This window comes from Streptomyces sp. V4I2 (genome assembly GCF_030817655.1).
GTDB lineage: Bacteria > Actinomycetota > Actinomycetes > Streptomycetales > Streptomycetaceae > Streptomyces > Streptomyces plumbiresistens.
On record NZ_JAUSZM010000003.1, the window covers coordinates 3,857,265 to 3,869,611 of the forward strand.

The window sequence follows — 12,347 nt, forward strand, 5'->3', positions numbered from 1 at the left end:
GGAGGGGCTGATTTTCAGCCCGTCCGGCGTTTGAGGACGAGGCCCTTCGGGCCGAAAGCGGGGGTCTGGGGGCGGCAGCCCCCAGGGACGGGACGGGTAGGGGCGGCGGGGGCGAAAAACCCTCAGTCCACCAGGTCCCTCACCACCGCGTCCGCCAGCAACCGCCCCCGCAGGGTCAGCACCGCACGCCCCTCCTCGTACGGCCGCTCCTGGAGCAGCCCGTCCGACAGGGCCCGGCTGGACGCCTTGCGGCCGGCCTCCTTCAGCAGATCCAGCGGCACCCCCTCCCGCAACCGCAGCTCCAGCAGAATCCGCTCCACCCGGCGGTCCTCCTCCGACAGGAGTTCCCGACCGGCGCCCGGCGAGCGCCCCGCCGCCAGCGCCCCCGCATACGCCCCCGGATGCTTCACGTTCCACCAGCGCACGCCCCCGACGTGGCTGTGCGCCCCCGGCCCCGCCCCCCACCAGTCGGCACCACGCCAGTACAGCTCGTTGTGCAGGCAGCGCCCCGCGTCCGACGTCGCCCAGTTCGACACCTCGTACCAGTCGAACCCGGCCGCCGAGAGCATCTCCTCGGCGATCAGATACCGGTCCGCGTGCACGTCGTCGTCGGTCATCGGGACCTCGCCCCGGCGGATCCGACGAGCCAGCTGCGTACCCTCCTCGACGATCAGCGCGTACGCCGACACATGATCCGGCCCGGCACCGAGCGCGGCCTCCAGGGAGGCCCGCCAGTCGTCGTCCGACTCCCCCGGCGTGCCGTAGATCAGGTCGAGGTTGACGTGCGAGAACCCCGCCGCACGCGCCTCCGCCACGCACGCCTCCGGCCGGCCCGGCGTATGCGTCCGGTCCAGCACGCGCAGCACGTGCTGCTTGGCGCTCTGCATGCCGAAGGAGACCCGGTTGAAGCCGCCCTGGCGAAGCGTCGCCAGGTAGCTCGGATCCACCGACTCCGGGTTCGCCTCCGTCGTCACCTCCGCGTCCGCCGCGAGCCCGAACTCGTCGCGGATCGCCCCCAGCATCCGTACGAGATCCCCCGCGGCCAGCAGCGTGGGCGTACCGCCGCCGACGAAGACCGTGCGGACCTCGCGGGGGTCGTCGCCGAGGACCTTGCGGGCCAGGCGGATCTCGTCGATCAGGGTGTCCGCGTAGTTGTCGCGGGAGGCGAGGACGCCGCCGGTGCCGCGCAGCTCGGTCGCCGTGTAGGTGTTGAAGTCGCAGTAGCCGCAGCGGGTCGCGCAGTACGGGACGTGCAGGTAGAACCCGAGGGGGCGGTCGGCCGCCCCGGCGAGCGCGGGCGCGGGCAGGGCGCCGTCGTCGGGGACGGGCTCGCCGTCGGGGAGTGCGGAAGGCATGCCCCCCATTGTCCCGTACCGACGCCGTTACTCGGCCTGCAGCACCAGCAGCGCCAGGTCGTCCTCCGGCGGCCGTACCCCGAACTCGTGCACCAGCCGTTTGATGCGCTCGGCGATCAGCTCCGCGTCGAGCCCCGCGCAGCTCGCGAGCGCGTCCGCCAGCCCGTCCTCGTCGTCGAACTGGCGCGAGCCGCTGCGCCGCTCGGTGACCCCGTCGGTCACGCACAGCAGGCTGTCGCCGGACCGCAGCTCGAAGGTCTCGCTGGTGTACGTGGCGTCCTCGATGACCCCGAGGAGGGTCTGCGGATGGGCGGCCGTACGGACCTCGCCGCCCGACCCGAGCAGCAGCGGCAGCGGATGCCCGGCGGAGGCGAGGGTGCAGCGCACCCCGCCGTCGAAGGGGGCCAGCTCGCCGTAGAGGAGGGAGAGGAAGCGGGTCTGCGGGCCGTCTCCTGGGGCCATCGGCCGGCCGCCCGCCGAGGCCAGCGAGCGGGCCGCCGCGTCCGCGGCCTCCGTCGCGTCGTCGAGGAGCAGCTGGTTGAGGCGGTCCAGGACGTCGGCGACGCGGTAGCCCTCGCGGGCCAGCAGCCGCAGCCAGGGCCGGGCGAGGCCGATGACGACGGCCGCCTCGGGCCCCTTGCCCTGGACGTCGCCGACGGCGAAGCACCAGCGGCCGTCGCCGGCCGGGAAGAGGTCGTAGAAGTCGCCGCTGGGGCCGCCCTTGTCGCACGGCTCGTACACCAGGGCGCTGCGCATCCCGGGGATCTCGGCGACCGCCCCCGGCAGCAGTCCGCGCTGCAGTACGGCGCTGATGGTGGCCTGCCGGGCGTACTGGCGGGCCGCGCCGATGGCGAGGGCCACCCGGCGGCTGAGGTCCTCGACCAGGCCGGTGATCTCGTCGGGGAAGCAGAGCACTCCGGACCGGCCGATGACCAGGGTGCCGAGCGGGCGGCCGCCGGCCGTCAGCCGGTAGGCGAGCGCGGCGCCGTGCGTGCCGTGCGGGCCCAGCGCGTCGCCGGGCCAGGGGAAGGGGGCGGGCCCGGGCCGTGCCGGGTCGGTCGGGCGCGGCGGCTCCTTGTCCAGGGCCTGGCGCAGGTCCTCGATGCGGTTCTCGCTGCTGTGCCACACCCGGGCGAGGCGCGGCCCGGTCCCGCCGGTGCCGTCGGCCGCCCAGCCGCCGCGGCCCGTCAGCTCGTCCTCCAGCCACACGGCACACCAGTCGGCCAGCCGCGGCACGATCAGCTGTCCGGCGAGCGCGGCCACCAGGTTCTCGTCGAGCTGCCCGGCGAGCAGGTCGGAGGCCTCGGCGAGGAAGGAGAGAGCGCCGCGATTCAGCCACTCCCGGTCCTGCTCGACGCGCTGCGGTTCCGGGGCGAGTATCTCGGCCACCCGCAGCGCGCGCTCCCCCACGTACGCCTCACGCGCGTCGGCCGCCGACTCCCCCTGCGCGGGCAGCCGCGCCCACACCGTCTTGGCGCCCGTGCGGTAGGTGACGCCCCAGGATTCGGAGAGGGCGGCGACCAGCCGCAGGCCGCGCCCGTACTCCGAGGCCTCGTACGAGGCTTCGCCGGTGGCGTCGCGCGGGGCGCGCGAGGGATGGTGGTCCAGGACCTCGACGACCAGGGCGCCGGTCCCCGGCTCCAGCCGGCAGGCCAGCTCGACCTCGGTGCCGGCGTGCACGACGGCGTTGGTGACCAGCTCACTGACGACGACCACTGCGTCGCCGGTCAGGCGGTCGGTGAGGTGTTCGGTGCCGGGCAGAGCGCGCTCGGCCCATTCGGCGAGCGCGCCGCGTAACACCGCGCGGGCGGCGCCCGGCGCGAGGGAACTGCCGGGCAGGGCGGCGTGCGCCTCGGCGCTCGGAAGCACGTCGGCGGCTGGGTTCGCCTCGGCGCTCGGAAGCACGTCGGCTGCTGGGTTCGCCTCGGTGCGCGGGGGCGCACACTCGTGCGCAGGCGCATCAGAGGCAAGGGGAACGGTCTCCCGTTGCGTCGGAATGGCCCCCATGTACAGCTCCCCGAGCGGTTCGGACGAATACGCCTCAGTCGATGCCGACAGAGTGACAGACTGACCACGCCCATAAGCGCCGAGTTACCGAAGTGGGCCGCCATGAGTGAGAACAGTGCTACGCCTGTGCTCGAAGATGGGCACAAAGATGGCCTGATTCGAGCATCCGATCTGCGTCCGCTGCTCGCCGCGATGACCGCGGCCAGGGACGGTGACTTCACGAAGGTGCCGGAATCGAGCCACGGTCTGGTGGCCGAGGTGACGGCCGTCTTCAACCAGATCATGGACCGCAGCACGCACTTCAACACGGAAGTACAGCGCGTGAAGCGGGACCTGGTGCGGTACGGCCGGCTCGACGAACGCCTCTCGGCCAGCCCGGGGCAGGGCGCCTGGACCTCCCGGGTCAACGACGTGAACCAGCTGCTCGACGCACTGGTCGCCCCGGCTGCCAACGCGACGCGCGTCCTGGACGCGGTGGCCGGCGGCGATCTGACCCAGCGGGTCGATCTGCACGACGGCAGCAGGCAGTTGCGCGGCGATCTGCGGCGCCTCGGCCGGGCCGTGAACAAGATGGTGGACCAGCTGTCCCTGTTCACGGGCGAGGTGACCCGGGTCGCGCGCGAGGTCGGCACCGAGGGGCGGCTCGGCGGGCGGGCCAAGGTGACGGGCCTGTCCGGGAGTTGGCGGGACGTGACCGAGGCGGTCAACACCATGGCGTCCCGGCTGACCGCCCAGGTCCGGGACATCGCCCTGGTGACCACGGCGGTGGCCCGCGGCGACCTGACCCGCACGGTCACGGTCGAGGCGACCGGCGAGCTGCTCGAACTGAAGCTGACCGTGAACACGATGGTCGACCAGCTCTCCGCCTTCGCCGACGAGGTCACCCGGGTGGCCCGCGAGGTCGGCACCGAGGGCCAGTTGGGCGGGCGCGCTCAGGTGCGGGGGGTCAGTGGCGTCTGGAAGGACCTCACCGACAACGTCAACTTCATGGCCTCGAACCTGACCTCGCAGGTCCGCAACATCGCCCAGGTCACCACCGCCGTCGCCAACGGCGACCTGAGCCAGAAGATCACGGTCGCCGCCCAGGGCGAGATCCTGGAGCTGAAGTCGACGATCAACACGATGGTCGACCAGCTCTCCGCCTTCGCCGACGAGGTCACCCGCGTGGCCCGCGAGGTCGGCACCGAAGGCAACCTCGGCGGCCGGGCCCAGGTGCGGGGGGTCAGTGGCGTCTGGAAGGACCTCACCGACAACGTCAACTTCATGGCGGACAACCTGACGTCGCAGGTCCGCAACATCGCCCTCGTCTCCACCGCCGTGGCCCAGGGCGACCTCGGCAAGAAGATCACGGTCGAGGCGAAGGGCGAGATCCTGGAGCTGAAGTCGACGATCAACACGATGGTCGACCAGCTCTCCGCCTTCGCCGACGAGGTCACCCGCGTGGCCCGCGAGGTCGGCACCGAAGGCAACCTCGGCGGCCAGGCGCAGGTGCGGGGCGTGTCGGGGGTCTGGAAGGACCTGACGGACAACGTCAACTTCATGGCCCTGAACCTGACCTCGCAGGTCCGCAACATCGCCCAGGTCACCACGGCCGTCGCGAACGGCGACCTGTCCAAGAAGATCACGGTCGACGCCCGCGGCGAGATCCTCGAGCTCAAGGACACCGTCAACACGATGGTGGAGCAGCTGCGTGCCTTCGCCGACGAGGTGACCCGGGTGGCCCGCGAGGTCGGCACCGACGGCCGGCTCGGCGGACGCGCCCAGGTGCTGGGCGTCTCCGGTGTCTGGCGGGACCTGACCGACAACGTCAACTACATGGCCGACAACCTGACCTCGCAGGTGCGGAACATCGCCCAGGTGGCCACGGCCGTGGCACAGGGCGACCTGTCGAAGAAGATCGACGTGGACGCCCGCGGCGAGATCCTCGAACTGAAGACGACCATCAACACGATGGTCGACACCCTGTCCTCCTTCTCCTCCGAGGTCACCCGGGTGGCCCGCGAGGTCGGCAGCGAGGGCCAACTCGGCGGCCAGGCCCGGGTGGAGGGCGTGTACGGCACCTGGAAGCGCCTGACGACGAACGTGAACGAACTCGCCCTCAACCTCACCACCCAGGTCCGCGCGATCGCCGAGGTGGCCTCGGCGGTGGCCCAGGGCGACATGTCCCGCTCGATCACCGTGGAGACGCAGGGCGAGGTCACCGAGCTCAAGGACAACATCAACCTGATGGTGGCCAACCTGCGCGAGACGACCCGGGCGAAGGACTGGCTGGAGTCGAACCTGGCCCGTCTGGCCGCCCTGATGCAGGGCCACCGGGACCTGATGGAGGTCGCCGACCTGATCCTGCGCGAGCTGACCCCGCTGGTGAACGCCCAGTACGGCGCGTTCTTCCTGGCCGACCCCGACGAGGACGGCACCTCTCTCCACACGGCCGTTCCGGCGAAGGGGCTCGCGTTCATCGCCGGGTACGGCTCGGCGCAGAGCGCGACCGTCGACACCGGCAGCATGCCGGTGCACGGTCTCGTCCGCCAGGCCGCGCGCGAGAAGAAGCGGATCCTGGTGGAGGAGGCCCCGCCGGACTACATCAAGATCAACAGCGGTCTCGGCGAGGCGGCCCCGGCGAGCGTCGTCATCATCCCGATCCTCTTCGAGGACAAGCTCCTCGGCGTGATCGAGCTGGCGTCCTTCTCCCGCTTCTCCGACGTCCACCTGGCCTTCTTCGACCAGTTCGTGAACACCATCGGCGTCGCCATCAACACCATCATCGCCAACTCCCGCACGGAGTCCCTGCTCGGCGAGTCCCAGCGCCTGGCCATGCAGCTCCAGGAACGCTCGGACGAACTCCAGAAGCAGCAGGCGGAGTTGCAGCGCTCGAACGCCGAACTGGAGGAGAAGGCAGCCCTGTTGGCCACCTCCTCCCAGTACAAGTCGGAGTTCCTGGCGAACATGTCCCACGAACTGCGCACCCCGCTGAACTCCCTGCTGATCCTGGCCCGGCTGCTGTCGGACAACCCGGACGGTCACCTCACCGACCAGGAAGTCCAGTTCGCGACGACGATCCACCGCTCCGGCTCGGATCTCCTGCAGCTGATCAACGACATCCTCGACCTGTCGAAGATCGAGGCGGGCAGGATGGACGTACGCCCCAAAAGGCTGCCGTTGATCAAGCTGCTCGACTACGTCCACGCCACCTTCCGCCCGCTCACCCTGGACCGGGGGCTCGCCTTCGAGGTGACGGTCGGCGAGGACGTGCCGCGCGAGATGTACTCGGACGAGCAGCGTCTCCAGCAGATCCTGCGCAACCTGCTCTCCAACGCGATCAAGTTCACCGCCACGGGCCGGGTCGAGCTGCGCGTGACCCGCGCGAAGGACCCCGAGCACCGGTACGTCCAGGGCAGCGACGAGGTGGTCGCCTTCGCGGTCTCCGACACCGGCATCGGCATCGCCCCCGAGAAACTTCCGGTGATCTTCGAGGCGTTCCAGCAGGCCGACGGCACGACCAACCGCAAGTACGGCGGGACCGGCCTGGGTCTGTCCATCAGCCGGGAGATCGCCGGCCTGCTGGGCGGCCGTATCGTCGCCGAGAGCGAGCCGGGCAAGGGCTCGACCTTCACCCTGTACGTCCCCGTCGTCAGCCCCGGCCACTCGGCGACCGGCCCGACCCCCGAGGACCGCCCCCAGGCGGTGTCGGACGAGCAGTCGCACGAGCCCTACCCCACCGCCCACGAGGAGGACGACTCCTGGCCCGCGCCCACCAAGCTGGAGGCCTGGAAATCGGGGCGTGCGGGGCAAGTCCTGTCCGGGCGCCGGGTGTTGATCGTCGACGACGACATCCGCAACGTCTTCGCCCTCACCCATGTCCTGGGCCGCGTCGGCATGCCCGTCCTCTATGCGGAGAACGGGCGCGAGGGCATCGAGACGCTGGAACGCAACCCGGACGTCGAACTCGTACTGATGGACATCATGATGCCGGAGATGGACGGCTACGAGACCATCTCCGCCATCCGCCGCGCCCCCCGCTGGACGGGCCTGCCCATCGTCGCGCTCACCGCGAAGGCGATGCCGGGAGACCGCGAGAAGTCCATCGCGCGGGGCGCCAACGACTACGTACCGAAGCCGGTGGACGTCGACCAGCTGCTGACCGTCGTCTGCGCACTCCTTGACCCCGAGAGCGCGGCCGACGACGAGCATGCCGAGGTCGAGGAGACTGTGGTTCCGCCGGCCGACGACTGAATGAGGCCAGTCACATGAGCGCTGCGGCAACGACCGACCAGAGTGCCGGCATCCTCCTCGTCGACGACATGGAGGACAACCTGATCGCACTCGAGGCCGTCCTGGGATCCCTCAACGAACCGCTCGTCCGCGCCCGTTCCGGCGAGGAAGCGATGAAGGCACTCCTGCGACAGCGGTTCGCCCTCGTCCTCCTCGACGTACGCATGCCGGGCATGGACGGTTTCGAGACCGCCGCCAACATCAAACGCCTCGACCAGACCAAGGACGTCCCGATCATCTTCCTGACCGGCGCGGAGGAGGACTCCGGCTACGCCTTCCGCGGCTACGCCACCGGAGCGGCCGACTACCTGACCAAGCCGTTCGACCCATGGGTCCTCCGGGCCAAGGTCACGGTGTTCCTGGACCTGCACCGCAAGAACCAGCAGCTGGAGCGGCTGCTGAGGCGGGAACAGGACAGCTACGGCGAGGTGGACGCGGGCCTGGCGGCTCTGGAGGCCCAGCTGGCGGGGGACGCCCCTCCGGACATACCGGCGCTGCGCGCACAGGTGAGGGAGCTACGGCAACTTGTGAACAAAGGGCGCGGGATCTGACCTCAGGGGCGCGGGGCTGTATCGATGTGCGGCTCCGCCGCGTGGGCGCGACCAGCCACCAACCACCCGCAGCCGCCGAACAGCCCCCCGCCGCTCCCTACGCTTCGCGCGACCCCGCATACATCTCGTCGATCAGGTGCTTGTACTCCCGCTCCACAACCGGCCGCTTCAGCTTCAGGCTCGGCGTGATCTCACCATGCTCGACATCAAGATCCCTCGGCAGCAACCGGAACTTCTTGATCGTCTGCCACCGCTGAAGCCCCTCGTTGAGCTGCGTCACATACCCCTCGACCATGGAGACGGTCGACGGCGCGGCCACGACCTCCGCGTACGACTTGCCCTCCAGCCCGTTCTCCTTGGCCCAGTCCATGATCGAGACCTCGTCCAAAGCGATCAGCGCTGTGCAGAAGTTCCGGTCGGCCCCGTGGACCAGGATGTTGGACACGTACGGGCACACGGCCTTGAACTGGCCCTCGACCTCGGCGGGCGCGATGTACTTGCCGCCGGACGTCTTGATGAGGTCCTTCTTGCGGTCGGTGATCCGCAGGTACCCGTCGGGCGACAGCTCACCGATGTCACCGGTGTGGAACCAGCCGTCCGCCTCCAGGACTTCGGCGGTCTTCTCGGGCAGGCCGTGGTAGCCCTCCATGATGCCGGGACCGCGCAGCAGGATCTCGCCGTCGTCCGCGATCCGCACCTCCGTGCCGGGCAGCGGCTTGCCGACCGTGCCGGTGCGGTACGCCTCGCCGGGGTTCACGAAGGACGCGGCCGAGGACTCGGTGAGGCCGTAGCCCTCGAGGATGTGGATGCCGGCGCCGGAGAAGAAGTAGCCGATCTCGGGTGAGAGCGCGGCCGAGCCGGAGACACAGGCACGCAGGTTGCCGCCGAAGGCCTCGCGGATCTTGGCGTACACCAGCGCGTCCGCGACCTTGTGCTTGGCGGAGAGTCCGAAGGGCGCCGACGCCGTGCCGGTGCGCCGGAAGTTGTCCTGGGTGACCTTGGCGTACTCGCGGGCCAGCTCGGCGGCCCACTTGAAGATCTTGTACTTGGCGCCGCCGCCCGCCCGGGCCTTGGCGGCGACCCCGTTGTAGACCTTCTCGAAGATGCGCGGGACGGCCGCCATGTACGTCGGCCGGACCACCGGCAGATTCTCGATGATCTTGTCGACGCGGCCGTCGACGGCGGTGACGTGCCCGACCTCGATCTGGCCCGAGGTGAGGACCTTGCCGAAGACGTGCGCGAGCGGCAGCCACAGGTACTGCACGTCCTCGGCGCTGATCAGGCCGGTCGCGGCGATCGCCTTCGCCATGTACGCCCAGTTGTCGTGCGGCAGGCGCACGCCCTTGGGGCGGCCGGTGGTGCCGGAGGTGTAGATGAGGGTGGCGAGCTGCTCCTTGGTGATCGCGCCGACCTTCTCCTTGATCAGGTCGGGGTGCTTCTCCAGGTACGCGGCGCCGCGCTGCTCCAGTTCGGTGAGCGTGAGCACCCAGTCGCCCGTCTCGACGCCGGCCGGGTCGATCACCACGACATGGGTGAGGTCGGGCAGCTCGGCGCGCTTCTCCTGCGCCTTGGCGAGCTGCTCGGCGTTCTCCGCGAACAGGACCTTGCTGCCCGAGTCCGAGAGGATGAACGCGGACTCCTCGGCGTTGGTCTGCGGATAGATGGTGGTCGTGGCGGCGCCGGCACACAGGATGCCCAGGTCGGCGAGGATCCACTCGACCCGCGTCGAGGAGGAGAGGGCGACCCGCTGCTCCGGCTGCACGCCGAGCTCGATCAGACCGGCGGCGATGGAGTACACCCGCTCGGCGGTCTGTCCCCAGCTCAGCGACTTCCAGTCGTCCGGTCCCTGACCGGAGGCCGGAGGCACGGGATACCGGTATGCCTCGGCGTCCGGTGTGGCCGCCACGCGCTCCAGGAAGAGGGCCGCCACGGTCGGCGGACGGTTCTCGATCAGTGTCTGTGTGTCGCTCACGACATCCTCCGGGGCCCGCGGCTGTGCGGCTGGCTCATTGCGGCTGTTGTTTAACTCACGAGTAACTACCGAGCAGGGATCAGAGTAAAGCGCGACCGGCCGGTGCGTAAGAGGCGGCGGCTGTCATTTCATACAGAGAGCGACGCTACTTACGCGTAGGGGCTCACCGCGCCGACACGCGGTGAGCCCCTATTTTCGCCGTAAACGTCGGCTACTTCTTGCCCTTGCCGGATCCCGCGTTCTCGTCGCTGGACAGCACGGCGATGAAGGCCTCCTGCGGAACCTCCACAGAGCCCACCATCTTCATCCGCTTCTTGCCCTCCTTCTGCTTCTCCAGCAGCTTCCGCTTGCGGGAGATGTCACCGCCGTAGCACTTGGCGAGGACGTCCTTGCGGATGGCGCGGATGGTCTCGCGGGCGATGACCCGGGAGCCGATGGCGGCCTGGATGGGGATCTCGAAGGCCTGCCGCGGGATCAGCTCGCGCAGCTTGGCGACGAGCCGTACGCCGTACGCGTAAGCCGCGTCCCTGTGGGTGACGGCGGAGAAGGCGTCGACGCGGTCGCCGTGGAGCAGGATGTCGACCTTCACCAGCTGGGCGTCCTGCTCGCCGGTGGGCTCGTAGTCCAGGGACGCGTAGCCGCGGGTCTTGGACTTCAGCTGGTCGAAGAAGTCGAAGACGATCTCGGCGAGGGGGAGCGTGTAGCGGATCTCGACGCGGTCCTCGGAGAGGTAGTCCATGCCCAGGAGGGTGCCGCGGCGGGTCTGGCAGAGCTCCATGATCGAGCCGATGAACTCGCTGGGGGCGAGGATCGTGGCCCTCACGACCGGCTCGAAGACCTTGTCGATCTTGCCCTCGGGGAACTCGCTCGGGTTGGTGACCGTGTGCTCCTTCCCGTCCTCCATGATCACGCGGTAGACCACGTTGGGCGCGGTGGCGATGAGTTCGAGGTTGAACTCGCGCTCCAGGCGCTCACGGATGACGTCCAGGTGCAGCAGGCCGAGGAAGCCGACGCGGAAGCCGAAGCCGAGGGCCGCGGAGGTCTCCGGCTCGTAGACCAGGGCGGCGTCGTTGAGCTGGAGCTTGTCCAGGGCCTCGCGCAGGTCCGGGTAGTCCGAGCCGTCCAGCGGGTAGAGGCCGGAGAAGACCATCGGCTTGGGGTCCTTGTACCCGCCGAGGGCCTCGGTGGCGCCCTTGTCCTTGCTGGTAATGGTGTCGCCGACCTTGGACTGACGGACGTCCTTCACGCCGGTGATGATGTAGCCCACCTCGCCGACGCCGATGCCGTCGGCCGGCGTCATCTCGGGGGACGAGACGCCGATCTCGAGGAGCTCGTGGGTGGCGCCGGTCGACATCATCTTGATGCGCTCGCGCTTGTTGAGCTGGCCGTCGATGACACGGACGTAGGTGACCACGCCCCGGTACGAGTCGTAGACCGAGTCGAAGATCATCGCGCGGGCCGGGGCGTCCTTGACGCCGACCGGGGCCGGCACGTCGCGGACCACCCGGTCCAGGAGCGCGTCCACGCCGATGCCGGTCTTCGCCGAGACCTTGAGCACGTCGTCGGGGTCGCAGCCGATGAGGTTGGCGAGCTCCTCGGAGAACTTCTCCGGCTGCGCGGCCGGCAGGTCGATCTTGTTCAGTACGGGGATGATCTTGAGGTCGTTCTCCATCGCCAGGTAGAGGTTGGCGAGGGTCTGGGCCTCGATGCCCTGGGCGGCGTCGACGAGGAGCACGGTGCCCTCGCAGGCCGCGAGCGACCGCGAGACCTCGTAGGTGAAGTCGACGTGCCCCGGGGTGTCGATCATGTTGAGGATGTGCGTGTCGGTCTTGTCATGGGTGGGAGCCCACGGCAGACGCACGGCCTGTGACTTGATCGTGATGCCGCGCTCACGCTCGATGTCCATGCGGTCGAGGTACTGAGCACGCATCTGCCGTTGCTCCACCACACCGGTCAGCTGGAGCATCCGGTCGGCGAGCGTGGACTTGCCGTGGTCGATGTGCGCGATGATGCAAAAGTTGCGGAGCAGTGCCGGGTCGGTACGGCTCGGCTCGGGCACATGGCTGGGGATCGCGGGCACGCAGGGTCCTGATTCTTGAGGCGTCCGCAGTGTCTGCGGTCTCGGGTCGGATCGATACGTAGCCTCCATGGTCCCACGGGCGGGGACCGGCGACCGGTTTGGGCCACTCG

6 protein-coding genes are annotated in these 12,347 nt (G+C 69.7%); 2 read left to right on the forward strand and 4 right to left on the reverse strand.

Features of this window, described 5'->3' with window-relative positions:
• Positions 1-122: 122 nt before the first annotated feature.
• Both hemW and QFZ76_RS18405 read right to left on the reverse strand, forming a co-directional pair.
• Positions 123-1,355 carry a radical SAM family heme chaperone HemW gene (gene hemW / locus QFZ76_RS18400; protein ID WP_307674760.1) on the reverse strand — a complete coding sequence of 411 codons (1,233 nt, stop codon included), beginning with the start codon at positions 1,353-1,355 and terminating at the stop codon, positions 123-125.
• A 27-nt stretch (positions 1,356-1,382) separates the two neighbouring features.
• The gene (locus QFZ76_RS18405; RefSeq protein WP_307674761.1) at positions 1,383-3,362 is read right to left on the reverse strand and encodes an ATP-binding SpoIIE family protein phosphatase; all 1,980 of its coding nucleotides are present in this window, start codon (positions 3,360-3,362) and stop codon (positions 1,383-1,385) included.
• A 102-nt stretch (positions 3,363-3,464) separates the two neighbouring features.
• On the opposite strand from QFZ76_RS18405, the gene QFZ76_RS18410 reads away from it, so the two are divergent.
• Positions 3,465-7,595, forward strand: coding sequence for a HAMP domain-containing protein (locus QFZ76_RS18410; RefSeq protein WP_307674762.1), 4,131 nt, complete (start codon positions 3,465-3,467; stop codon positions 7,593-7,595).
• 14 nt (positions 7,596-7,609) lie between these two features.
• Positions 7,610-8,185 (forward strand): two-component system response regulator, encoded by a 576-nt coding sequence (locus QFZ76_RS18415; RefSeq protein WP_307674763.1) that lies wholly within the window; start codon positions 7,610-7,612, stop codon positions 8,183-8,185.
• A 97-nt stretch (positions 8,186-8,282) separates the two neighbouring features.
• Here the strand turns inward: QFZ76_RS18415 and QFZ76_RS18420 are convergent, their stop codons facing one another.
• Both QFZ76_RS18420 and lepA read right to left on the reverse strand, forming a co-directional pair.
• Positions 8,283-10,157 carry a long-chain fatty acid--CoA ligase gene (locus QFZ76_RS18420; RefSeq protein WP_307674764.1) on the reverse strand — a complete coding sequence of 625 codons (1,875 nt, stop codon included), beginning with the start codon at positions 10,155-10,157 and terminating at the stop codon, positions 8,283-8,285.
• Positions 10,158-10,368: 211 nt separating this feature from the next.
• Positions 10,369-12,237, reverse strand: coding sequence for a translation elongation factor 4 (gene lepA, locus QFZ76_RS18425; protein WP_307674765.1), 1,869 nt, complete (start codon positions 12,235-12,237; stop codon positions 10,369-10,371).
• Positions 12,238-12,347: the final 110 nt, after the last annotated feature.

Coding starts and splice junctions, on each gene's coding strand:
- QFZ76_RS18405 (WP_307674761.1), bottom strand. CDS start 3,362: ATGGGGGCCATTCCGACGCAACGGGAGACCGTTCCCCTTGCCTCTGAT.
- hemW (WP_307674760.1), bottom strand. CDS start 1,355: ATGCCTTCCGCACTCCCCGACGGCGAGCCCGTCCCCGACGACGGCGCC.
- QFZ76_RS18410 (WP_307674762.1), top strand. CDS start 3,465: ATGAGTGAGAACAGTGCTACGCCTGTGCTCGAAGATGGGCACAAAGAT.
- QFZ76_RS18415 (WP_307674763.1), top strand. CDS start 7,610: ATGAGCGCTGCGGCAACGACCGACCAGAGTGCCGGCATCCTCCTCGTC.